General features: G+C 59.5%; 16 protein-coding genes and 1 pseudogene. 7 read left to right on the top strand and 10 right to left on the bottom strand.

Going from position 1 to position 23635, the window contains the following annotated elements:
• Positions 1–11 precede the first annotated feature (11 nt).
• Positions 12–1073 (top strand): aldo/keto reductase, encoded by a 1062-nt coding sequence (locus C6558_RS35795; RefSeq protein ID WP_057209644.1) that lies wholly within the window; start codon positions 12–14, stop codon positions 1071–1073.
• Positions 1074–1160: 87 nt separating this feature from the next.
• Here C6558_RS35795 and C6558_RS35790 read toward each other — a convergent pair whose 3' ends face one another.
• From C6558_RS35790 to C6558_RS35780, 3 genes are read right to left on the bottom strand one after another with little or no spacing between them, the layout of a single operon-like run.
• The gene (locus C6558_RS35790) at positions 1161–1832 is read right to left on the bottom strand and encodes an amidohydrolase family protein (RefSeq protein ID WP_107028541.1); all 672 of its coding nucleotides are present in this window, start codon (positions 1830–1832) and stop codon (positions 1161–1163) included.
• A complete protein-coding gene (locus tag C6558_RS35785; RefSeq protein WP_107028540.1) occupies positions 1777–2112 on the bottom strand; it encodes a hypothetical protein in 336 nt (111 codons plus the stop codon). The genes C6558_RS35790 and C6558_RS35785 overlap by 56 nt, the downstream gene beginning before the upstream one ends.
• The gene (locus tag C6558_RS35780; protein ID WP_107028557.1) at positions 2109–3209 is read right to left on the bottom strand and encodes an LLM class flavin-dependent oxidoreductase; all 1101 of its coding nucleotides are present in this window, start codon (positions 3207–3209) and stop codon (positions 2109–2111) included. The genes C6558_RS35785 and C6558_RS35780 overlap by 4 nt, the downstream gene beginning before the upstream one ends.
• 436 nt (positions 3210–3645) lie before the next feature.
• On the opposite strand from C6558_RS35780, the gene C6558_RS35775 reads away from it, so the two are divergent.
• Complete coding sequence (locus C6558_RS35775; RefSeq protein WP_107028556.1) at positions 3646–5271, top strand: ABC transporter substrate-binding protein; 1626 nt, start codon at positions 3646–3648, stop codon at positions 5269–5271.
• Positions 5272–5337: 66 nt separating this feature from the next.
• On the top strand, positions 5338–6561 hold the full coding sequence (locus C6558_RS35770; protein ID WP_107028539.1) for an acyl-CoA dehydrogenase family protein: 1224 nt from the start codon (positions 5338–5340) through the stop codon (positions 6559–6561).
• A gap of 563 nt (positions 6562–7124) precedes the next feature.
• Here the strand turns inward: C6558_RS35770 and C6558_RS35765 are convergent.
• The 4 genes and pseudogenes from C6558_RS35765 to C6558_RS35750 form a co-directional block, all read right to left on the bottom strand.
• Positions 7125–9458 (bottom strand): glycosyltransferase, encoded by a 2334-nt coding sequence (locus C6558_RS35765; protein WP_107028538.1) that lies wholly within the window; start codon positions 9456–9458, stop codon positions 7125–7127.
• A pseudogene (locus C6558_RS35760) lies at positions 9455–12577 on the bottom strand (glycosyltransferase). Before C6558_RS35760 ends, C6558_RS35765 begins: the two are co-directional and overlap by 4 nt.
• A gap of 59 nt (positions 12578–12636) precedes the next feature.
• Positions 12637–14871 (bottom strand): UDP-galactopyranose mutase, encoded by a 2235-nt coding sequence (gene glf, locus C6558_RS35755; RefSeq protein WP_107028537.1) that lies wholly within the window; start codon positions 14869–14871, stop codon positions 12637–12639.
• A 147-nt stretch (positions 14872–15018) separates the two neighbouring features.
• A complete protein-coding gene (locus tag C6558_RS35750) occupies positions 15019–16095 on the bottom strand; it encodes a glycosyltransferase (protein WP_245449301.1) in 1077 nt (358 codons plus the stop codon).
• Between the two features lie 855 nt (positions 16096–16950).
• On the opposite strand from C6558_RS35750, the gene C6558_RS35740 reads away from it, so the two are divergent.
• Positions 16951–17598 carry an MOSC domain-containing protein gene (locus C6558_RS35740; RefSeq protein ID WP_245449299.1) on the top strand — a complete coding sequence of 216 codons (648 nt, stop codon included), beginning with the start codon at positions 16951–16953 and terminating at the stop codon, positions 17596–17598.
• Between the two features lie 157 nt (positions 17599–17755).
• Here the strand turns inward: C6558_RS35740 and C6558_RS41850 are convergent, their stop codons facing one another.
• Positions 17756–18079: a DNA-3-methyladenine glycosylase gene (locus C6558_RS41850; protein ID WP_199197112.1), complete on the bottom strand. Its 324-nt coding sequence runs from the start codon at positions 18077–18079 to the stop codon at positions 17756–17758.
• 348 nt (positions 18080–18427) lie between these two features.
• Between C6558_RS41850 and C6558_RS35730 the strand changes: the two genes are divergently transcribed.
• Positions 18428–18691 (top strand): hypothetical protein, encoded by a 264-nt coding sequence (locus tag C6558_RS35730; RefSeq protein WP_146160952.1) that lies wholly within the window; start codon positions 18428–18430, stop codon positions 18689–18691.
• A gap of 265 nt (positions 18692–18956) precedes the next feature.
• Here C6558_RS35730 and C6558_RS35725 read toward each other — a convergent pair whose 3' ends face one another.
• Together C6558_RS35725 and C6558_RS35720 are read right to left on the bottom strand one after the other, a co-directional pair.
• Positions 18957–20195, bottom strand: coding sequence for an FAD-binding oxidoreductase (locus C6558_RS35725; protein WP_107028532.1), 1239 nt, complete (start codon positions 20193–20195; stop codon positions 18957–18959).
• Positions 20196–20219: 24 nt separating this feature from the next.
• On the bottom strand, positions 20220–21044 hold the full coding sequence (locus C6558_RS35720; protein WP_107028531.1) for a M55 family metallopeptidase: 825 nt from the start codon (positions 21042–21044) through the stop codon (positions 20220–20222).
• Positions 21045–21155: 111 nt separating this feature from the next.
• Between C6558_RS35720 and C6558_RS35715 the strand changes: the two genes are divergently transcribed.
• Together C6558_RS35715 and C6558_RS35710 are read left to right on the top strand one after the other, a co-directional pair.
• The gene (locus C6558_RS35715; protein WP_057220885.1) at positions 21156–22613 is read left to right on the top strand and encodes a M81 family metallopeptidase; all 1458 of its coding nucleotides are present in this window, start codon (positions 21156–21158) and stop codon (positions 22611–22613) included.
• 315 nt (positions 22614–22928) lie between these two features.
• The gene (locus C6558_RS35710) at positions 22929–23561 is read left to right on the top strand and encodes a helix-turn-helix domain-containing protein (protein WP_107028530.1); all 633 of its coding nucleotides are present in this window, start codon (positions 22929–22931) and stop codon (positions 23559–23561) included.
• Positions 23562–23635: the final 74 nt, after the last annotated feature.

Raw genomic sequence — 23635 nt, 5'->3', positions numbered from 1 at the left:
GAGATTTTTAAATGGTTGAGTATCGTTATCTCGGGCGCAGTGCCCTCAAGGTGTCACCGCTGACACTCGGGTCCATGATGTTCGGTAACCAGACGCCTGATGATGTCGCCTTCCGCATCATCGACAAGGCACGCGAACAGGGCATCAACTTCATCGATACGGCCGACGTCTATCACGACGGCAAGTCGGAAGAGGTGGTCGGGCGTGGCATCAAGGCCGACAGGGATCACTGGGTGTTGGCGACCAAATTCGTCAATTCGCACAAGAAGGGACCCAACCTCGGCGGCTACTCGCGCAAATGGGTTTACCAGACGGTCGAGAACTCACTGCGCAATCTCGGTACCGATTACATCGACATCCTCTATTTCCATCGCGCCGTGTTCGACGCGCCGCTGGAGGAGCCGGTCAGGGCCATCGCCGATCTGATCAAGGCCGGCAAGTTGCGGTATTTCGGCGTCTCGAACTTCCGCGGCTGGCGCATTGCCGAGATCGCGCAGCTCGCCGATGAACTCGGCATCGACAGACCGGTCGCAAGCCAGCCGCTCTACAACATCGTCAACCGCACGGCGGAGGCAGAGCAACTGCCGGCCGCTGCCGCCTATGGGCTCGGCGTCGTCACCTACAGCCCGCTGGCGCGCGGCGTTTTGACCGGCAAATACAATGTGGGCGAGGCACCTGGCGCTGATACGCGGGCGGGCCGCGGCGACAAGCGCATGCATGACGTCGAATTCCGCGACGAATCCATCGCGATTGCCAAGCAAATCGCTGCACACGCTCAGGCGAAAGGCATTCCCGCCGCGGATTTTGCGCTCGCCTGGGTCCTGAACAACCGTCTCGTCACCTCGACCATCGGCGGACCGCGGACCGAAGAGCAATGGGACGGCTATGTCCGTGCGCTAGACGTGAAGATCGATGCCGATGACGAAGCCCTGGTCGACCGGCTGGTCGCTGCTGGCCACCCGTCGACCCCCGGTTTCACCGACCCTGGCCATCCGCTCGAAGGCCGGCTGCCGCGCTTTGGCGCGGCGGAGGCAGAGATCATTCCGCTCACACGGGCGCAGCGCGTCGCCTGAGGCGGCTTGCCCGGCTGTCTGCCGGGCAAGCTCCGCTCAAAAAAGGAAGCCCCGGAAGAAAATCCGGGGCTTTTTGTTGTCGGGTGTCTATTCGGCGGCGGCAGCTCTTGTCTCTCGAAGGCCGAGGAGGCGCCTGGCATTGCCGCCGGCGACAAGTCGGGAATCCCTATCGTTTAGTCCGGATTCCGCTAGGCTCTCGGTCAGGCTCTTGCCGTCGAGTGCGGCAAGGATCGGCCAGTCCGTTCCGGCCAGCACCCGCTCTGCGCCGAGGAAGCCGGTCAGGCTGCGAATGATCTCGGGATCGTGCCCCATTGTGTCGAAATAGATGTTGGGGCGTTTGCCGGCCGCGCGCTCGGTCCGGCTGTAGATGCCGCCGCGTGCTGCCTGCACGATCGCGCCGAGGCCGAGTGTCGCGAAAATCAGGTGCAGGTCCGTAAGCTCTTCGAGCAGTCTCGACTGGGTGACCGACAGGAAGGCGACGCCATTCATCAGACCGCGGCCCAGCGAATTGCCGAGCGTGCCTGCGCCGTCGATCAGCATTTGCGAATTGGGGTGGGCAACCGGATGGACGAAAACCGGAACCTTGTAGTGCGCAGCGACTTCGAGCGTCGGACGCACCGCGGGATCGGCGAGGAACTTTCCATTCCGTGCGGAATCGATGACGAGGCCGGAGAGCCCGAGTTCGACAATCGCGCGCTCGGCCTCACGCGCGCCTTCCTCGCCTGCAAAGGCGTCGACGACGCCAAAACCGGCCAGCATCGGATGATCGCGCGACAGGGCCGCCAGCCAGTCGTTGGCTTCCCGTAACGCGGAGTGGCACGGTGCCTTCAAGGCCGAACAGGCTCTCGATCGTCGCGGTGACGACCGCAAGCGATATGCCGGCAGCCGCAAATTCGTCAACCAGCGCATGCGGAGTGGTGATCTTGCGATAGATCTCCGGTGAGAAGCCGCCGGCGGGCTTGGTGTATCTTCCGCCCGGTCCCCAGGCCGGCGGCCAGAGATGGACATGGATGTCGACGATATCGAGCGGTGCGGTCATTCGGCGGCTACCTTTCTGGCTTCGCGCTCGGCAATGCCGGCTTTGACGAGCGGCACTACGTCCCGTCCGTAGGTCACGGTGTCCTCGGTCGGGTAGAAGCCGCGCACGAGGAAGTTGGAAACGCCAGCGTCGTAATAGTCGAGGATGGCGTCTGCCACCTGTTCCGGCGTCCCGACCAGAGCGGTCGAGTTGCCACCCGCCCCGCTTGCGTCGGCGACCTCGGTCCACAGCCGCTTGTCCAGCACCTTGCCGCGTTTGGCAGCCTCGCGCAGGCGCACGGAGCCGACGTTCGAGGGTAGCTTCTCACCGTTGCCGCCGGCCGAACGCGCTATCTGCGACTTCACCTTCTCAAGGATATCGCCGGCCTTTGCCCATGCGGCATGTTCCGTCTCGGCCACGACGGTGCGGAAGGCGAGGGTGAAGCGGACGTCACTGGCCGACCGGCCATTGGCAATAGCGGCTGCACGCACCTTGGCGATTGTCTCTTTCGCTCCGTCCAGCGGTTCCCCCCAGAGCGCATAGATATCGGCGTGTTTGCCGGCGACCGCGATCGCGGCATCCGACGAGCCGCCAAAGGAGATCGGAATGCGCGGCTTCTGATAGGGCTTGACCTGGCTGAACGCGCCCTTGAACCTGTAGAAGTGTCCTTCGTGGTCGAAGGGCTCGTCGCTCTCCCAGGTCTTCTTCAGCACCGACAGATATTCGTCGGTGCGGGCATATCGGGTGTCATGATCCTCGAAATCGCCATCGCGAGCCTGGTCGCTGTCGGAACCGCCGGTGATGATGTGCACCCATAGGCGACCCTCGGAGAACTGGTCGAGCGTTGCGAGCTGCCGGGCGCCGAGCGTCGGAGCCATCAGGCCAGGCCGATGGGCAAGTAGCGCCCCGAGCCGCTGTGTCTGGCCGAAGACGAAGGCGGCGATCTGGTTGTTATCTGGCCACTGTGCGAACTGGCCGATCAACAGCCGGTCTATGCCGGCGGCTTCCGCTGCCTGCACGTGACTGCGAATATACGCCTTGTCGATGATCGGTCCGGTCGCCGGAACGATATCGGATCCCTCCCTGTTGGACGTGTGGCCGATGAATTCTGATGACATCGAAAACTCCTTGAAACTCACAGTCAGCGTGCTCCTTAGTCTATTTAATAGATCGATAATGTCGATTGCGTTTTGGGTGCCGATCTTGGGATGAGTTTTCAACGGCTTGCCAATGTCGGGATTTTTCGTTCAACCTCCTGCCCCGGGACGGTGGCCCATGCATCTGGTACCAGGAAGGAGATGGACATGCCCGCCGATGACCGTCGCCGCCATTCATCAGAGGATGTCCAAACCTCGTAAATTTGAGAGAGCATGGCTCCGACGTGAGATATTCCGTCGCGGTGTCCGCGGCCGTGCAGCATTTTCCAAAAGCCAGCGTGACTTTAGAAATCTATTATCACCATAAATTTGATAGATTATATATCGTGAAACGGATCACCCAATGATGGGTGCACGAAAACAAACCAGCGCTCTGCGTCTGCTTGGGGATATCCAGATGACATCAACACCTATCAGCCCACCGAAACCGACACGCCGCGCCTTTCTGCTCTCGTCCGTTGCGTTGGCGGCCGTCGTCGTCGTCGGGGCTAATCCGGTGATCTCGTTTGCCGCGGAAGAGCCGACACGCGGCGGTAGCGTTTCGATCAACATCGGCACCGAGCCGCCCGTGCTCGTGCTCATCGCCCATAGCGCCGGCGCCGCCTACTATATCAGCGGCAAGGCGACTGAGAGCCTGCTGACCTATGACAAGGACTTCAATGCTCAGCCGTTGCTGGCGACCGAATGGACGGTGAGCGAAGACGGTCTGCGCTACTGGTTCAAGCTGCGCCAGGGTGTTCGCTGGCACGACGGCAAGGATTTCACCGCCGAGGATGTCGCATTCTCTATTTTGGCGCTCAAAGAGAACCATCCACGCGGGCGAGCGACGTTCGCACATATTCAGAAGGCAAACGTCCTCAATGCCCATGAAGTGGAACTGATCCTTTCCAAGCCTGCTCCCTATCTGCTCACCGCCTTTGCGAGCTTCGAGGCGCCAATCGTGCCGAAGCACCTCTACGAAGGCACGAAGATCGCGGAGAACCCGCACAATGTCGCGCCGGTTGGCACCGGACCCTACAAGTTCGTCGAATGGGTGCGCGGCAGCCACGCGCTCTTCACACGCAACGAGGACTATTGGGGATCTCCGAAACCCTATCTCGACCAGATCATCTTTCGCTTCATCATCGACCCGGCGGCAGCGGTTGCCGCGATCGAGACTGGCGAAGTACAGGTCTCGACAGCCAACCTGCCGCTGACCGATATCGAACGGCTGAAGGCGAACCCCAATCTCGTCGTCGACACCGATCCGGCGCCCTATTCGCCGAGCATCGCCCGAGCCGAGTTCAATCTCGAGAACAAGTATCTGGCCGATATCAAGGTGCGTCACGCGATCGCCCATGCAGTCGATAAGGACTTCATCGTCAACACCGTCTATCTCGGCTATGCGACGCGACTGGACGGTCCCGTCAGCGCCGACCTTGCGAAATTCTACACGCCGGACCTCCCGAAGTACGAGTTCGATCCTGCCAAGGCGGAGAAGCTCTTGGACGAGGCCGGCTACGCGCGAGGCGCCGACGGTTTCCGCTTCAAGCTGTTCATCGATCCCACTCAGCCCTCCGGCCCACCCAAGCAGACGGCGGAGTATATTGCCCAGGCGCTTGCCAAGGTCGGCATCAAGGTTGAACTGCGCACACAGGACTTTGCGACCTTCGTGAAGCGGGTCTTCACCGATCGCGATTTCGATATCGCCATCGAAGGCATGAGCAATCTTTACGATCCGACCGTCGGCGTGCAGCGCTTATACTGGTCGAAGAACTTCAAACCGGGCGTGCCGTTCACCAACGGGTCTAAATATTCCAACCCTGAAGTCGACCGGCTCCTCGAGACCGCCGCCGTCGAAATCGATACCAGGAAACGGGTGGAGCTCTTCAACGCGTTCCAGAAACTGGTCGTGGAAGATCTGCCCACGCTCGACATCGTCACCCCGGCGGTGATCACCGTCTACGACAAGCGGGTGAAAAACCTCAAGCTGGGTGTCGAGCATCTCTGGGCCAACGGTTCCGACATCTATCTCGACGAGTGATCGATGGCGCGGTGCAGTCTGCGGGAGATCCGGCTGCACCGGTTTCTTCAGTCTCGGAGTTGACGAGTGACACTAACCAAAGTGCAGACTGCTTCACGCCCGACACGTGCGGAACTTCTTGCGCGCGTTCCTGGGTTCGCGGCGGAAGTCGCCACGGGCGCGGCCGAGCGCGACCTGTCGCGTGAACTTCCTTTCAAAGCCTTCGAGCGCTTTCGCCAGCTGGAACTTGGAACCCTGCGGATTCCGGTGGCGCTCGGGGGGCCAGGCGGTTCGGTTGCCGACTATATCGAGATGATCGCGGCGATCGGCGCTGCCGATTCCAATGTTGCGCATGCGCTCCGGTCGCACTTCAACTATGTCGAAAACGTCATTCTGAGTGAACCGCGGGAGAGGGATGCGGGTGCGATCGAGCTGATCCTCTCGGGAAAGCTCTTCGGCGGCGCCCACACCGAACAGGGTACCGCTCGGCCCGGCCAGGTGACGACCACGATCGTCAGGCAGGGCGATACCTATAGGCTCAATGGCCGCAAGTGGTATGCAACGGGAACGGCATTCTCCGATTTTGCCTCGTTCAGTGCGCTGGACGAGCACGGGCAGGCGGTCGGCGTTCTCTTGCCCGTCGATAGACACGGCATCACCATTCTCGACGATTGGGACGGAATGGGTCAGCGGCTGACCGCCAGCGGTGGCGTGATCCTCGAAAATGTCGAGGTGTTCCCGCACGAGTTTACCCGGCGCTCGCTCGACAATCTTGTCGGCCGCCATTGCTCGACATTGCGCCAGTTGCATCTCGCGGCAAGCGCTGCCGGTGCCGTCCGCAATGTTCTTTCCGACGGGCTTAGCTACGTCAGCCGCCAGGCGCGTTCCGCCGCCCACAGCATGGCGGAAACCGCGACCCAGGACCCCTTCGTCCAGCAGGTCATCGGCGAAATCGCCGCCAATTCGTTTGCCATCGACACTGCGGTGGCTGCGGCCGCCAGCGCCCTGGATCGGACGGTTGCGGTTTTAAACCGGGGCAACGAAGCGGAGATCGAAGATGCCCTCATCGCAAGTGCGCTTTCAACCGCCCGCGCTCAGCTTGTCCTTGGCCAGCTTGGTCTGCGAAGCGCCGAGCGCTTGTTCGATCTGGGTGGCGGGTCAGCGACGTCCCGTAACAACAACTTCGACCGGCATTGGCGCAATATTCGCACGGTGCTCAATCACAATCCGCTGCTGCACAAGGCGCGCGTCGTCGGCGACTATCTCCTCAATGGTACGACCATCCATCTGAAGGAAGGGAAGGTCTTCTGAGGGGATTACTCCAATTGACCGCCACACCGGACATCAGCTGGAGGGGCAGTGCATCGCGCGCGGCAGTCGACGCCGGTTAGGCCCCGAAGGCTAGGCAGAAGAGCCCATAATGTGGGGGTATGCAAAAAATCCGAGCGAGGGAATTGCCGTCATCGATACGCAGCTTCAGTAGCAGGTGCGGATGATCGAAAGATTGCCGTTTGGATGCGGATACCGGACAGCGCGTCAATGTCGTGGCCATCTCCGGAGGAAAAGTAGGTCTAAATTCTGCGGCCGAATGGAGCGCGGCGTTTGACGATCGTTCCAAAGCGTTCAACCAGAGTGGCGCATTGTCGCCAAGGCGGCCTATTTGGGCAAACAAGACTTTGCTTTTGGCTGCTGTGGCGGAGTTCGAGCAGACCGTAGCGGCGATCCGAATCGAAGACCGCAGGCAGCATAGCGCGGACCTTTTTGGACCGAAGACTGCCCGAGAGCTTTGGAGTACTTCTTTATATTGAATTCTCAACTGAACCGACACGCCTCTTCCGGCAGTTCGGGACTACTGGAAGAGGTCCAGCGTGGCGTCAAATTGCCAATGGTCCCTTCGTGTGGCTAATGTCTTCCAGGCGGGCCCGTTTCATTGAATCCCCAGGTATGCGTTCGATAAAGGCCTCGGTCACCTTTATTTCATGCCCAATCTGGCGCGCCAGGGGAGAGTAAAGCGTGCGTCCCGTAGCCGTCGGTTCCATCGACAGCAATCCGTTCTCGCATGGCCGATCGTCGTCCCATCCCAAATGGTCCAGGATTGGGTAAAGACACACGCCTTCTACAGGTACTCCCGCCTTTATTGCGGCTCGTGTCTCTTCCGCCACATATTCGAGCCAATCCGGACGACGCTCACCCTCAATGCCGGTTTCAGCAATCAGCATCGGTCTTCCGTAACGGGCATAAGTTTCGACAAGGATTTTCCGGAGCGGCTTGTGGAGCGGGTGGTCGACGTCAATGTGAGAGCCGCCGTGGATCCATTGATTGTTGTGATAGTAGTTGACGCCGATGATATCGAGGTATCGTTCTGCGCCGCCGAGCTGCGGCCACAGGCGGCCGGCGATCATGTCCCACCCCTGGAATTGAGAGAGCCGATGCCCCTCGGCAGCGCCGCGGTCCTGCGGTCGATCAGGTGCTGCGACAATATTGATGACGGGGTCGCAATGGACGAATCGCGCGCGAGGGTCAACGCCCAAAATGGCTTTCATAGAAGCAAGAGATGACCGTGCGAGTTGCGCCTTCAACTCAAAACCCCTGCGCGTTGCCCACGGGTTGAGGTAGCCAACCTCGCCGCCAGCCCAGGACAAGAATGAGATTTCGTTAACTGGCGCATAATATGGGGGAGCTTCGATTTCCTCTCGCATTACTTTGGCGACGGCGCCGGCAAAGAGGGCAAAACGTTCGACGAAAGCGGGCGACCAGATGTCGATATGATCCGGCCAACCGTAGTGGAGTAGATCCCATACGACCTGGGTGCCAGTGCGCCGGTTGGCCCGAATCATCGGCAACGCACTGTCCCACTCGTATCGTCCCGGCGATGGCTCGATGAGATGCCACCGCAATCCATCACGGACAGTGCGCATTCCGAGCGCATGCAGTTGGCGATAGTCGTTCTCCACGTAAAGGTCGTGTTTCGTTGATGCAATTACGTCGAGCCTTCTGTCGGGCTGCCCCTTGCTCTTGGCTCGTATTCGATGCGTCGAGCATTCGAAACCGGCTTGGAAAAAAGACGAAAACAAACCGGTTGGCCCGCGTGCAATTCTATCGTCGAGTACGTCGGCGAGCAATTTTTCCCACTGGGGAATGACCGCCTCCACGCTATAAAACTCTTCGACATGGGCGCGAAGCCGACGGCCGAGCCGGGTGCGCAGGGCGGGCGAGGTCGCGAGAAGCATGATCTTTTCGGCGACCGCCTGCGGATCATCGTGCGGCACGAAGTACCCGGTGACGCCATGTTCGATTTGCTGGATCGAGCCATTATCCGCCGTTGCGACGACCGGGAGGCATGCGGCGCCTGCTTCTGCGAGGACATGAGGCATGCCTTCGCCACTAGAAAGCCAGACCAACATGTCGATCGAGACCAAGATGTCCGACACATCGGCTCGATCGCCGAGGAATGTCAAAGCGGAATCCAGCGCAAGTCCGTGGGTTAGGGCGCGCAATCGCTGCGCATATTGCGGAAAGAATGCATCCGGGCCGCCAACGATCAGGAAGCGAACATGAGGGCAATGGTCACGAACGATCGAGGCTGCACGTATGAACGTCTCGACGTTTTTCTTCGGATCGAGGCGTCCCACCCACCCGACGAGGATCTCGTCATCCGAAAATCCAAGCTGACGACGCATTGCGGATCGCCTCACCGGATTGAACTCCTTCAAATCGACCATGGATGGGATTTCAATGGCGTGATGTTCTCGTCCAGGCATTCTGGAGGCTGCTGCCTCGCGGATGGTGCGACATACCCCTACATACCGGCTGGTGAAATGCTTCGGACCACCCAATGCTTCTGAAACCAGCCCGCCATGCTCGATCAAGGGCGGACGCAAGTGAAGGCGTTCAAGAGCTGGGTAAAGGTCGGCAACGTTTTGACAGGAGACGACGATATCGTAGGACGGGATCTTGTCGGCGAGGTAGACGACGGTATCCTCCAACGAAAGCCCGTAGGGCGTCGTGTCCACTTCGACGCCCATGGCACGAAGCTGCTCGTGCGTTTGCTCGGGCATGTCGTCCTTTCGCAGACATGCAACAACTTCGATCTTGTAGAGGGAATGGTCGAGGTTGGCGGCAAGCAGGCGGACCTCCGTCTCTTCCCCGCCAACGACAAGCCATCCAAAGACGAAAAGCACGGTTTTCGGGCGCTCGGGCTCCTTCATTTCTGCACCTCGAATACAATCTGCAGGAACTCGAACTGCCGCGCCAAAACGCTTGAAAGAAATGCTGGAGCATCGTTGAATGGCACCACGTGAGTAATCAGATGTTCCTTGATCAGGGCGCCTTCATTGCGCAATAGCTTGATCGTCTCTTCGGCGAGACGACGCCGATCCCAGTGAGGAGAAAGCCCGCGAGGAACACGATTGATTTGCGCGCAAAGGATGTTCAGTCCGTTATGGTGGAATTCCTCGCCCAACCGCAGCGCGTCTGCGCCCGACTGGTAAAATGCGAGATCAATCACGCTTGCCTGCGGCCTTAGAGCTTTCAAGGCGACGTTGAGGCTTTCCGAATGCGCCCGTGTCTGGAAGACCAAATCGGCGCCCCGGTCACCACCGCCGTTGTGCCATCGTGCTTTTGCATACTGCCAAGCGTGATCCTCACTCATCCCACGAATGCCTAAGGCCTCCGCTTTGCCGCGACGAAACTTCGACGGGTCGGCGATGACGATCTCCGTAGCACCAAGCGACTTGGCAAAGAGCGCACTCAACAGGCCGACGGTCCCGGCTCCGACAACGAGAATCCGTCGCCCGGCCAGGCCGCTTCCGAGCGAAGGAACAAAGGTCCCGAAAGAAGCCGCATCGGCATGCAAGATGCCATTGGCGGCGATGGGACCCATTTGTGCGACGAATATCCCAAGAATGGGTTCAATCGCGGGGGGAAGAGGAACGAGAAGATCGTGATACGGGTTGGCTGTGTGGCCGGTCTTATGCGCGTAGGTCGTCGCCACGACATCGCCTTTTGCAAAGCCCACAGACTTGCTGTCGGCGACGCGTGCCACTTCCATGTAGCCAAGAAATGGAACCGGATACTGAAGTCCAGGCTCGTTGGAAATGAATGAACACCGATCATTGTCGAAGCGGGAGAAGAAGTACGGGTTGGTGTTTTTGAGAAACGTCAGCTCGGTACCGGCAGAAAAGCCGGTGAACAGCGTCTCAAGTTGCACCTCCTCGTCGCCGGGGGGCCCCTCCTCATAGTCCAGGAAGTACAATTCGCCAGGGCCCGCGACACCAAGCGAGCGAATAGTACGGCTCGTCATCGTTGGAACCTCCTAGAACGTGTTGAGATCGATTGGCAGGCCACTCTCCGCTGACCTGGCGATCGCCACGGCAATGCGGTGGGTCGAGAGCGCCTCTTCATATGCACAGCGGATCTCATTGTCGCCGCCGCTTATCGCATCGACGAACGCGCGATCCTCCAACCACACAGGATCTCTTTCCGCACGGCGCACAGGGCGGCCTTCTCCGACATCCACCATGATGTCGCGATCCGTCAATTGAATCGCCAATCCGTCGGCAAACAGGTTCAGTCCTATGTGATGTCCCCACCGTAAAGCGCATGTGGAAGCGATGTTGCCGATGGCACCGGATGCGAATGCGAGGCTGGCTGTGCTTGAAGTCGCGACGTCGAGTTCGGGAAAATCGTCACGCCTCCTGTGTGCCGCCTGTCCGAACACGCGCGTGACATCGCCAACCAGGTAGCGGGCGAGATCGATGATGTGGGTGGCTTGTTCCACCATCTGGCCGCCTGAGGTCTCCTTCTTCCACCACCATTGCGGAGGGGGCGTCTGATCCAGCCAATAGCCGGAAAGGAGTTGGGCTGGGTTTTCGCTCAAACGCCAGCGCGCTTCCTGAACGATATCCAGATACCGCCAATGGTAACCGACCGCTGTGATCAAACCAGCGTCGGCGATAGCGGCAGCCAGTTCCGTGGCAAGCTCAAGGTCCAGTGTGATCGGTTTCTCGACAAAGAACGGAATCCTGCGGGCAATCAGTTCACGCTCGACCTTACCATGGGCGAACGGCGGGATGCAGATATAGGCGGCATCGATCTCCTGGTTCGCCAGCATCTCTGGACACCCCGGGAAGGCTTTGGCGCCAAACTGAAAAGCGGCTTGCCTTGCCCGATCGAACTCCGGGTCGCAGAATGCGACGAGGTGCACGTCGTCGAATCCCGCCAGAACCTCAAGGTGGCGTCTTGCGATTCCGCCCACCCCGACAAATCCGATGCGCGTACGTTCCATGGGTCTGTACCCTCTCTGCTTGCCCGTTTCTGTTTTGGAAGTGGCTCGATAGATTTCTTCCGTTTGCGCGACCATCCTGGCTGCTGTGAAAAGTCGTTCGAACCTCGCTCGTTCTGCCCGTCCTGTGCGGGCTGCCGCGATCGGGTCACTCATGACCGAGCAAATTGCCTCAGCCAAAGCATGGGGCCGCCCCGGCTCCACGAGGTAGGGATGATCGTGCCCGAGAGCCTCGATGGTTCCCCCGATTGCCGTGGCGACGACAGGAACCCCCGCCGACATCGCCTCAAGAACGACCAGCGGAAGCCCCTCGAACCGAGAGGCCAGAACGAAGACATCCGCCGAGGCCAGCAGGGACGCGATATCATCCCGCTGTCCGGCAAATCGCACCGCCTCTTTGATGGCGAGCTCGGCCACCAGATCTCTGACGGCAGCCATTTCGGGGCCGCTGCCAACCAGCAGTAAAACCGCATCTGGATATCTTGCCAGCACAGCCGGCATTGCTCGCACGAGCGTCGCGTGATCCTTTTGCGGTGAAAAACGGGCAATCGAGACGAGTGTTCTTGCCGAGGGCGAGCCCCACTGCGCGCGCGCGTCCTTGCCATCGTCCAGAGACAAGATGCCATTGCGAATGACGCAGATCTTGTCGGGGTCAATGTCGGCCTCCAAGAAGGTGGCCCGTGAGGCATCAGAGACGACGATCAGTCTCGCCACAGCACTGAGGCCCTCCCGAAACTCCGATTTCTGCCTCTCATCGGTAAGGAGAAATGGCAGGTGCTCCGTTCGTATGACGGGAATGCCGGCTGCCTTGCCCGCATGGGCCAGTGCATGTCCTTCCCATCCGATCCCGGCGTGAATATGCAGCAGCTCCGTGCCGCTTGATCGCAGCCAATGGCCGAAACTATGGATGTCGCCGAGGGCTTTTACCGCGAGTCCCAAGGCGATTGCCTTCTCCACGAATGCGCCATCGCCGAGTGGCGCGGCCACCGTAATGTCGTATCGGTCGCGCAGCCGATCGCCGAGCACCAGCATGTGGGCTCCCATACCGGAGGGATCGCAACTTTCCGTTGCGAGTACCAGTCTCCGCCTCTGTGGGAGCGGGCTCACCGGACACCCAACCCCGCGTTCACCTTTTCTTTGTTTTGCAATCTCTTAAATGCCGTCAAGGCCTGTCCGACGACCTGATCCATATTATAGTAGCGATAGGTGGCCAGCCTTCCGACGAACGTCACGTCCGTGCGCGAACGCGCAAGCTCAGCATATTGGCTGAAGAGTTTCTGATTTTCTGATCTGGGGATTGGGTAGTACGGATCGCCTTGCGAACAGGCATATTCAAAGCAGGCAGACGTCTTCGGATGGATTTGTCCGGTGATATGTTTGAATTCAGTCAGCCGTGTGTAAGGTACGGCTTCGGAAGGAAAGTTGACCACGCCGACAGGTAGCAGGCGCCGCTGATCGTACGTCACGTGCTCGAAGCGCAAGCTCCTATAGGGAAGACGGCCAAACTCGTAATCGAAGAATTCATCGATTGGTCCGGTGAATATCACGTGGGCGTCCGCAAACCGGGGACGAATATCGCGAAAATCTGTCTCCAGCAGGATCTCGATGTTTTCGCCAGCCAGCATGTTCTCGAACATGTCCGTGTAGCCGTTCTTCGGCATCGCTTGAAAAATGTCCTGGAAATACCGGTCGTCGGTGTTCGTGCGGGTCGGAATTCGCGCCGTCACTGCCTTGTCGAGCTGCGAAGGGTCCAGTCCCCATTGCTTGCGGGTGTAGCCTTCGAAAAATGTCCGATAAAGATCCGTTCCAACCTGGGCGATAACCACGTCCTTCGAGGTGCGGATCTCTTCAGTTGGCTCGGCCTTCCCGGCGAGGTATCGCGCGGCGGCAGCGTCGTCCTCAAGATCAAGGCTGTACAATTGGTTTAGGGTCGTCCGGTTGATGGGTATCGGCAACAGCTTGCCGTCTACCTGGGCTAGCACCCGGTGCTCGTAGTGCCTCCAGGCCGTGAAGCGCGACAAATAGTTAAAGATCGCTTCGCTATTGGTATGGAAAATGTGCGGTCCATATTTGTGAACCAGGATACCGTTTTCATTGTAGAAATCGTAGGCATTGCCTCCGATGTGGGGGCGCCGGTCACATACAAGAACTCTCTGCTTGCCCTCGTTGGCAAGACGCTCGGCCAAGACCGCCCCCGCAAATCCCGCCCCGACGATCAGGTAATCAATTCGGTGGTGCCTCGAGCTCTTTCGTGACGTCTTTCCCACGTGACGCAAAAGGGGCCCCGGCGCCCGCACAGCAGGATCCAAGACCTCATGAATTAGCCGATCCATACGATGGTGAGTGTCATCCCAGGAAAGTGTTGCCAGTCGTTCGTCGACGACCTTCAGCCAGTCCCCATGCTTGGGTCCCAATTGAAGCGCTGCCTCGCACGCCTGCACGAAGGCCGCGGCATCGGCTGCGACGAATAAGCCATTGATGTCTCCGTATTGCCTCACGACATCTGTGATCGGCGTGCTCACGACGGGAAGTCCTGCGGCAAGGTATTCAGGTGTCTTCGTCGGACTGATGAAACGGGTGGCGTCGTTGCGGGCAAACGGCATCAACGCGACATCCCAGCCGGCAAAATACGCAGGGAGCCTCGCATAATCCTTCTGCCCCAAGTAATGGATGTTGGGTGCCCGCGGCAGTTCCTCCGGTGCGATTTTGGCGATCGGCCCGATGAATACAATTGACCACCACGGACGCTGATCGGCCAAGGCCGCGACGAGGTCCAGATCGAGACGTTCATCGATAACCCCGCAGAAACCGAGTATCGGGCGTGCAATCGGCGCTTGATCCTCGGGGATGTCCGTTAATGTGCGCGCCGACTGGAAATGACCCACGTCGACGGCAGAAGGGAAGGGATGTATGTTATCATGGAGAAGCCGCTTGGCTTCATACAGGCTATAGCCGCCCGTGAATACGACGTCGGCCCGGCGCATCAGCTCTTGCTCCAACTCGCCCACGAGCGGCGACGCAAATCTGAAATTCGCGAGTTCATCCATGCAGTCGTAGACGACAGCGGCGGCGGCGACATGCCGAGCCAATGGGAACATCATCGGCGTGTAAAACCACAGGATCGGCGGCTTTCGCCCGATGAGTTCGAGTAGGTCGTCAAGCAGCTCGGTCAATCCAGCCTGGCGCTCCGCTTTGCTCCAACGATCCGGCACTCTCGGGCGCACGGCTCTTACCTTCGAGCCGGCGAAGGAGTGAAATTCAAGATAGGGCAAATGATGATTGGTCGGGATAAACTCCTCGAAGAAGTATACGTTGCGCTCCCGCGAGAACCGCTGCATCAGATGTTGCGGCCGTTGCAGCACGAAATCCCACCGAAGATGGGAAAAACAGATTAGCGGTACATCAGAATTTCGGTGGATCTCATCTGTTGATAAAGAATTTGGCAATATATTCATAAATCAACCGCGCTTCAGACGTTCGAATGATCAAACAATCTCTGAGTCCCGCGCGCTCCTCTCTTGGTTTGAAGGATGGGCTGCAATCAACTGTTGAAGTTTTCTGATCGAATGGTGCCACGTCCATTGACGCAGGACCGCCGCGCGAGGGGTGAAATCCTCAAGCCGCGTCAACATGTCGGCGATGCCCAGATGAAACCGGTCCGCTGTGGCCACGGCGCCGGTCTCTGGGGTGATGTATTGGAGTCCGCAGCGCAACGCAGCATTGGCAAGAACGGGCAGATCGGCCAGCATGTATTCGGTGAGCACCGCGGGCGCTCCGTCATCGACACCGCAGACAACGCCCATGCGCGCTCGGTTCATCAAACGGTTAACCTCCGCGAAGGGCACGGCCGGAGGTCCGACGAAATCGGCGTTTAGTCCGAGCTCGGCCGCATCTTGACGCAATGCCGCTGCGTCCTCGCCATAACCGAATACGCAGAGCGTGCGCACGGTTCGTGGCAAACGGCTCAATGCTGCAAACAGAATGTCGTGGCGTTTGTAGGGTTGAGCAGCGGCTACATAAATGACGTCGTAATCCTTCGGCCCTTCGATTGGATAAAACGTGGTGGGGGACGCGAACTCGGGTCCGATCGGAAGGATGGCGATCTGCGTCTCTGGATGGCGCGCGCCGATCTCGTCGCTCTGCTCTTTGGAAGCCGACAGGATGAGATCGAAGTGACGGCTTGTGTTGGACGGAATTCGCAGGGCGGGCGCATCTATCGAGTTATAGATTTTGAAGCTGCGATGGCTGGCGAGAAGTATTTCCTCACTGACACCCAGCCCTAAGACGCAAAGGATGGTAGGAGCGCCATAAACCTCAATGTGAGCAAGCATATCATCAGAGGAGAACGGATGATCCGGGCCGTTCAAGATGAAGACGCGTCGCTTCAAATGCGCCTCAGCAGGACATTCATTGGGTGGGGCGTTGTTACGCCAGTGGCTCCAGATTTCCGCGCGATCAACCATTCCTTGAGCGAGGCACGCCAAAGGGAGTCGCTCCAGATAGCCGCCCTCTACCACGATTTCATGGTCCCCAGACCGCCACTCCTCCTGCTCTTCCTTCAATCGCGTTGTCCAGGTCAGTAGACGTTCGGCCCTGGTGGCAACCGCAGAAGCAGGAGGCCAACCGTCCTGAAAATCGCTGATGACAACTACTTTCCGCATATCTGAGTTCACACGCATGTTTTCATGAGCGTCCTATCGACGATCATGGCGGGGATCGATTGGTTATTAGGGTTCCGTAAGTCGCGCTTTAACCAGCGCGGTGCGCATTTGTTCCGAAGGCAGGCAACTTCATGTGTTTTTATTCTAATGTTCAAAAATGAAGGGTGAGGACGCGGGAAAGGGAGCCGCTCGCGTCGCCACGCTCAGGCAAGTCTCATCGTCCCCAAGCCCCGCTTTGGCAGGCTTACGGCGCCTACGTCCGCAAAGGGCGATTGATCACGCCCGTTTCACTTCGAAACTCCCGTGCGAATAACACCTCAAATGATGGCGCCAGGCACTCGTCACAAATACCGCAGCCATCGGCGTCCATTCGCGAGGCCGAGCGCACTTCTTGACAACAAAGGCATACGGTTGTGTTTCCCGCGGAAACTTCATCACGCGCGGGCGGGATTACTTCGATCTCGGCGTCGGGAACGCCATTTGCTGCAAGCTCACCCATCTCGAGGCTCCATGTCGAGGACGCTACTTGAGATAGGAAGCCTCAAGACGAGCGGCAAGATGCTCGCGTGCGCGCCAAAATAGCCTTGGGAGCGGGAGGCTTGAACCATCACACAAGCCGCGCGTTAACTTGTCTACTGACGAGGTGATATCATGGCACGAACCTTTAAAAGCAACAGCAGCGCAGCGCACTTTCTTCACGTCGGCGTAGCAGTACTTGCGATGGTGGCTATCGCAATAATGATCGCAATGCTCTAAATGCCGGGCGGGATTCGAGAACTGAGAGTGCTGGCGGTGTGCACCGGGAAAGCGGAAGTAAGACCGGGCAACCGGAGGAAAACCGGAATCAACAAACGTCCGACCCGCCACAGCCCGTTAGTTGGATGTGAAGGACTTGAAGACGACGCTGTCTGCAACCGGAAGCACCACGGCGGCCCCGACCAGGCCATCTACATCGAGGGAGATGTGAGCCGTGCCTGGTGGGAAAAGAAACTGAACAGATCCATTGCCTACGGACTTTTCGGCGAAAATCTCTGCCTTGAAGGACTGGACAATCAAGTCGTAGCGGCCGGTGATCGTTTCACCAGCGGCGATCTCGTGATGGAAGTGACAGCACCTCGGATGCCATGCCGAATCCTTTGCGAAAGAATGGATGACCCTTGTTTCTCAAAAATGTACATCCATGCTGCTCGACCCGGCTTCTATTGTCGTATCATCAAACCCGGCCGTATCGCTGCAGGAGCGTTGGTGAGGTACGAAGCGTTCGCGGGAGAGCGCATTTTGATGCCAGAAATGATGGCGCACTATGGCAAGAAGGCATCGCCCGATTTGATCGAGCGCTACCGGTCGGTACCGGTGCATTACAAGCTGCGGGCTTCTCTCTCGCATGGCGTCATCAAGTTCTAGGGGAGATGATAATTGCCCCGGAACAGATGTTCGTTCTCAGCTACGCCCGCCTGACCCGGTGAGCCGCCAAGCGGACCACGTTAACGGAGAGCGCGCCGATACCAGCTGGGTCTCATTCTCTGTGCCGCACCTTACGGACCTTGGATGTGCCGCGCGCTTAGCATCGGTCAATAAAGGCCTCCGTTGCTTCTTGAGGAGCAGGCTCGGGAAATCGCTGGTTTAGATGGACCGATCCCCGTTCTCCGAAACGCCATAGCAGCTCGATCGCGCTGCTAATCCCTATCCGCGGCCCCCGGCAGACCTCCACGGCTGTGAGCATCAGTAAAGCGAAGGGGCTGGCCAACAGTGATCGGCCAACAAAGTGCCGTGTGATTGCAAGAGCCTGGCAAAGACGGCCCGGTCCCGCACACAGAACTGTTTTCTGCCACCGCTCCACGCCTGAGCCGCATGGTTCATACCCAGTCTCCGGCTTGATGGCCATGGATGGCGAAGAGATCATTACGGTCCACCCGCGGGGAAGGCCGACGCCCTGGCTCTCGCCGCCGGCGCATTCGCAGGGGTTGCGCAATCGTCAGCATGACCTTGCTGCCGGTCTCTGGGTGAGGCTGGCTGTTGGCGGCGCGGCATTCCGGGAGCTTTGGCCTGCCCTCGCCAAGCGTTGCGAGCGCGGTGGATCAGGGATGCGCGAAAGGCCTTCCATTCCTTCGAGTGCGTTCCGCCGCCGGGGTAGAGCTCATGCGATCGGATCTGATCGGCATCAGAATGCCTCCCCATACGGAACATTACCGATGGCTGTCGGTTCACATTCCAACAGGAAAGGAGTCAGATGATGAGCGATCCGAAGGAACAGACCTGGACATCGAGCCCTCCCGAGACGATTCCGTTGCCAGACCGGTCCGGCGAATCCCCTTTGCACGATGCCGATAATCCGCCGGCCGATCAGGGCCGCGTGCCGCCGGTTCCGAGCCGGGATGAAGCCAATATGGACCCAGATGAAGCGTTGCCGGAAGACAGCGAGGAGGAGATCCTCGACGACGACCCGGGGCGCGAAAAGACCCGTTTCGACGAAGAGCTTCCTAAGAGCAGCCGATAGGCGTTGCTGTCGGTTCGACATCACGCTGGTAGTTGACCCGGTCAGTTGGCCACGGCGCGGCAAAAATGCATGCGGGCTCTCGTCAACAATGAATTGCCCTCGCGCAGGCTGCGATTGTCGCTCCGCCGGAGGGAGCCGAAAAGGAAAAGGCTCCGATGGAGTGGGCTTCGCTCTTCGAGCGGGAGGTGTTTTGAATCGGTCAACGTCAATGATCAACATCCCAAAATCCACCCCAACACAATCCGTCGTGGTCTTTGCGGCTGCGTTACGCCCAACCTCGCGCTGACGGCAGCAGGGGGAGAGTAAGGGGATGCGAGCGGCCCATTGCCATGAACTCTGCCAGGAGGAATGCGGTCGTCGGGCCCAATGTGAAGCCCTGATGGCCGTGACCAAAATGGAACCACAAGCCCTTATGCCGGGTCGGGCCGACGACAGGCAGCATGTCGGGTATGCAGGGGCGGGTACCCGACCATGGCGTCGGTTCGATGGGCTCGCCCAGCGCAAAAAGCTCGCGCGCAGCGCTGGTCGCGTGTCGAATCTGTCGCGAGGCAGGCGCTGCTCCCGGGGGCGCAATATGCGCGCCGGTCAAAACCCGCCATCCCGCATTCATCGGCGCAATCAGCGTGGAATTGTCGACATCGAGCATTGAGACGCGCGGCCCGTCCGGGCCTGAAAAATGCCTGTGATAACCGCGCTTGAACACCATCGGTATGCTATAGCCGAACATCTTCGCAAGCGGCGGCGACCATGGCCCCAGGGCAATGACCGCGTTTTCAGCGCCGACAACGCCATCCTCAGACAAGACCCGCCAACCGGCACCATTCTGCTGCAACGTCATGGCGTCACCCCGAGCCAGCGTCCCGCCGCGCGCCACGAAGAGAGCGGCGTAGCGCGCAACCAGTTCGCCCGGGTCACGGCAGGTCCAAGGCGAGGTCCAATGGACAGCACCCGCAAGCCGACGCAGCAGCGCGGGTTCGCTCGCCGCAAGTTCGTCCGCACCAAGCACATCTGAGGGCACGCCGTAGACACGCCTCAGCCGCTCCGCGGCCGCGGCAGCTGCTTCGAAATTCGCGGGCGTACGATAGACAGCGCGCCATCCCCGCCGCACGATCAGTTCACCAGCACCCGCGGGCTCGATGAAGCGCGCGTGATCGTCGCTCGCGCGCAGCGCGAGCTGGGAATAGGCAGCAATTGTTCTCGCGTAAGGCGCAGCCGCAGACTGTGTGAAATAGCGCCAGAGCGGCCCCGCCAGACGTCGCATATCGCGAAGCCGCCAATCGACGTCGTTGCCGCGCTTGAGCGCCACCCTGGCAATTTCGTTCAAGCTGCGTGGGAAGGCATAGGGCTCGACGGCTTCAGTTTGAATGATGCCGGCGTTGCCATAGCTTGTTTCCCGCCCTGGTGCCTGGCGATCCAGCAGCACCACCTGGTGCCCGCTCTCCTGCAATGCAAGCGCGGTGGAGACGCCGACCATGCCGGCGCCGAGGATAATGGAGGTGGTCATGGCGGGATTCCGTAGAGGAGTTGGTCAGAAAGTCAGGCGTGAATTGTAGCCGACCACGAATTGGATGAAGCGCGAGACGTCGATCATGTCGTCGCCCTGGTAGCGGATCGTATAACCGTCGGTGCGCTCGACGCCCTTGAGGTAAGAGAGATATTCGGCCGGCAGGCGATTTCGGAACACGATCTCCAGGACAGGGTTTTCCAGCTTGAACGGTTTCGCCCCGCCGGCTCTCGCCAGCGCCGTCTTGACGCCCTCCCGAATCCGGCGATGCGCGACGGCCGGCGTCAGCGAGATCGCCGATTGCGTGCTGTAAACCTGCTTCACCGGCACCGTCACAATATCGCCGATACGCGCTTTGATCTCGTCCAAGGCGATGTTGTCGCCCGAGGCGAGCAGGACCGGCACGTCGAAATGCCCGGCAATGGCGGCATTGATGCCGGCCTCCGGCATGACGACACCGTTGATCCGCACCTCGGCAAAGGCTGTGCCGCCGATCGTGTGCGACAGCACGCCACCCGGATGACTTGCGCCGGCATGGTAGCCGAGAAGCATCGCACCGACGAAGGAACCGAGCTCGACGCCCTGCATCATCATCAGCGGCCGCGGCCAGCTGCGGACGACCTGGACATAGTCGGGCAGGCGGTCAATCAGGATGCTCTCGCCATTTCCGTGGGAATCGCTGAGGATGACCTCCTCCACGCCTTCCTCGTGTGCAGCCTCGCAGGCGTGAACCACGGTATCCGTCATCCAGCGGCGCGCGTTTTCGTATTCGAAACCTTCCGGCATCAGCTGGTCGCGGCTGACGACCCCGACTATCCCCTCGATATCCGCGGAAATATAGATGCGCATTCCTGCCTCCCCGGCCAGCCGCGCGATGGCGCGAATGATGCATTTGACTTTCCGACGATAAACATAGTTTTATGATTAGAAAATATCTTTCTTTGTTGGCGAGAGGCAAAAATGAAACTGTTTATTGCGGGGCTGGACACCGAAACCAATACGTTTTCGCCGATGCAGACGGGCCTTGAGGCCTTCCGGGAAAACCTGATCGCCTATGGCGACGCCACCAGCAGGCCGCTCACCTGCTGCTCGTCGCAAATGTCTGTCTGGCGCAATGGTGCCGACGAAGAAGCCTGGGACGTGGTGGAGAGCCTCTGCGCCGTGGCTGAGCCCGGCGGCAAGACCACGCGGGCGGTCTATGAAAGCTTCCGCTCCACCATCCTCGGCGACCTCGAGGCGGCGATGCCGGTCGACGCGGTCATGCTTGCCCTGCACGGCGCCTGCGTTGCCGAGGGCTATGACGATGTTGAGGGGGATCTGCTCGAGCATGTGCGCGGAGTGGTCGGGCCGAATGTCCCGGTTGCTGCCGAGCTTGATCTGCATTGCCACATCACCGATCGCATGCTCTCGAGCGCGACCATGATCTCCACCTACAAGGAGTATCCGCACACCGACATCGAGGAGGTCGCCGACCAATTGTTCCGGTTGATGAAGCGAACCCTTGCGGGCGAAGTGCGGCCGGTGATGGGCCTCTATGACTGCCGGATGATCAATACCTTCCACCCGCATCGCGCGCCGTTGCGCGGCATTGTCGACCGCATGAAGGCGATGGAGGGGCAGGATGGCATTCTCTCGGTCTCCTTCGGTCACGGCTTTCCCTGGGGAGACGTCGAAGATGTCGGCGCCAAGATGCTCGTCGTGACCGACAACGATACAGGGAAGGCGGCACGGACCGCGGAGGCCTTTGGCAGAGAGATATTCGATGCGCGTGAGGAAATGCGCGGCACCTACCTCGGTATCGATGACGCGCTGGATCGGGCCGTCGCCGCGAAGAGCGGACCGATCGTGCTGGCGGACGTCTCCGACAATGCCGGCGGCGGGGCGCCCGGAGACTCGACCTTCATCCTGCGCCGCATCATCGAACGCGGCATCGAGGACGTGGCGACCTGCCTCTACTGGGACCCGATTGCGGTGCGCATGTGCCGCGAGGCGGGAGAAGGGGCGACGCTGGCGCTGAGGATCGGCGGCAAGGTCGGGCCGGCCTCCGGCGACCCCCTGGATCTGACCGTGAATGTCAGGCGCATCACCTCCGGCGTTACCCAGCGCTTCGGGCCGACGCCGCTCGGGATCGGCGACGCGGTGTGGGTTACGGCAGGCGGCATCGACATTGTGCTGAACACCGTGCGCACACAAGTCTTCCACCCGGAATGCATGACGGCGCTGGGCTTGAACCCGGCGCAGAGGAAGATTGTCGTGGTGAAGTCGAGCAACCACTTCCGCGCCGGCTTTGAACCGATCGCCAGCGAAATCCTCTATGTCGGCGGCCCCGGCGCCTTGCAACCCAGCTTTGAACAGCTGCCCTTCACAAAATTGAGACGCCCCTATTGGCCGAAGGTCGGCGACCCGTTCGCACAGTAGAAAGGATGCCATTTGGCGCGGCTCAGCGCGGCGAAGATTTGGCAGCCATTGGGTCGTGCCGGTGACGCCTGGGTGCAAGGGTGTCGCTCGGCGCTCTAGCACTTTGATTCTAGGGCATCTTATCCGCCTTCGGCGATTCCACGTGAAAGCGGGATGCTCTAGTATGGGATTGCTTTTCTAGCCGATGTTGATTTCGGCCAAGTATTATAGGAAATGGTTTTCCTATCATGCCAGTCGGATTCTGCCCGCGTCGCGGGCTGAGCCGAGAGCGGCACGCGGTCCGGAACGGCTGCAGGTAAATTGGAGACGCCAACAATGACCGATGCGAAATCCAGCCTCGGCGATATCCTGAAGGAGATTCGCAACCGCAATCGCTGGACGCTGGCAGAGGTGAGCTCCATGACCGGGCTTGCGGTCTCGACCCTTTCCAAGGTCGAGAACAACCAGATGCAGCTCACCTACGACCGATTGATTCAGCTCGCCCAGGGCCTCAAGGTCGATATCGTCGAGCTTTTCGGGACCACGGCGGGTGCTGAGGAAGCCCCCAGTATGCTGGGGCGTCGCACTTACACCAGATCTGGCGATGGGCGACAGATCATCACGCAAAACTACGACTATCTCTATGTTTGTACAGAGATTTCGAAGAAGTCTATGGTTCCAATCGTGGCGGTGGCCCGCGCTCGCACACTAGAGGAGTTCGGGCCGCTTATCCGGCACAAGGGCGAGGAGTTCTTCTACGTTGTCGAAGGCGAACTTGAACTTCATACCGAGATCTATGCGCCCTTGCGGCTCAAAAAGGGCGATTCCTGCTATTTCGATGCCATGACGGGGCACGCCTATCTCAGCGTGAGCGAAGAACCTGCGCAAATCCTGTGCGTTTGCTCGACCCCGGAAACCGAATTGGTCTCCACCCTGGCAAACGCACAGACGACCAAGCCCAAAAGCTGACACAACTAAAACAAGTACGATAAGAAAAAAATATTGCACTTAGGAAAATCGTTTCCTACTCTAGTGCTGCGGCT

Origin of the sequence: Ensifer sp. NM-2, assembly GCF_003024455.1 — a bacterium.
In the GTDB taxonomy this organism is placed as follows: Bacteria; Pseudomonadota; Alphaproteobacteria; order Rhizobiales; family Rhizobiaceae; genus Ensifer; species Ensifer canadensis.
This window is presented reverse-complemented; position numbering and strand designations above follow the sequence as displayed.

Coding starts and splice junctions, on each gene's coding strand:
- C6558_RS35785 (WP_107028540.1), bottom strand. CDS start 2,112: ATGACCGCACCGCTCGATATCGTCGACATCCATGTCCATCTCTGGCCG.
- C6558_RS35775 (WP_107028556.1), top strand. CDS start 3,646: ATGACATCAACACCTATCAGCCCACCGAAACCGACACGCCGCGCCTTT.
- glf (WP_107028537.1), bottom strand. CDS start 14,871: ATGCAGCGGTTCTCGCGGGAGCGCAACGTATACTTCTTCGAGGAGTTT.
- C6558_RS35720 (WP_107028531.1), bottom strand. CDS start 21,044: ATGCGCATCTATATTTCCGCGGATATCGAGGGGATAGTCGGGGTCGTC.
- C6558_RS35790 (WP_107028541.1), bottom strand. CDS start 1,832: ATGCTGGCCGGTTTTGGCGTCGTCGACGCCTTTGCAGGCGAGGAAGGC.
- C6558_RS35710 (WP_107028530.1), top strand. CDS start 22,929: ATGACCGATGCGAAATCCAGCCTCGGCGATATCCTGAAGGAGATTCGC.
- C6558_RS35795 (WP_057209644.1), top strand. CDS start 12: ATGGTTGAGTATCGTTATCTCGGGCGCAGTGCCCTCAAGGTGTCACCG.
- C6558_RS35765 (WP_107028538.1), bottom strand. CDS start 9,458: ATGAAGGAGCCCGAGCGCCCGAAAACCGTGCTTTTCGTCTTTGGATGG.
- C6558_RS35715 (WP_057220885.1), top strand. CDS start 21,156: ATGAAACTGTTTATTGCGGGGCTGGACACCGAAACCAATACGTTTTCG.
- C6558_RS35740 (WP_245449299.1), top strand. CDS start 16,951: ATGCCGGGCGGGATTCGAGAACTGAGAGTGCTGGCGGTGTGCACCGGG.
- C6558_RS35730 (WP_146160952.1), top strand. CDS start 18,428: ATGAGCGATCCGAAGGAACAGACCTGGACATCGAGCCCTCCCGAGACG.
- C6558_RS41850 (WP_199197112.1), bottom strand. CDS start 18,079: ATGGCCATCAAGCCGGAGACTGGGTATGAACCATGCGGCTCAGGCGTG.
- C6558_RS35780 (WP_107028557.1), bottom strand. CDS start 3,209: ATGTCATCAGAATTCATCGGCCACACGTCCAACAGGGAGGGATCCGAT.
- C6558_RS35725 (WP_107028532.1), bottom strand. CDS start 20,195: ATGACCACCTCCATTATCCTCGGCGCCGGCATGGTCGGCGTCTCCACC.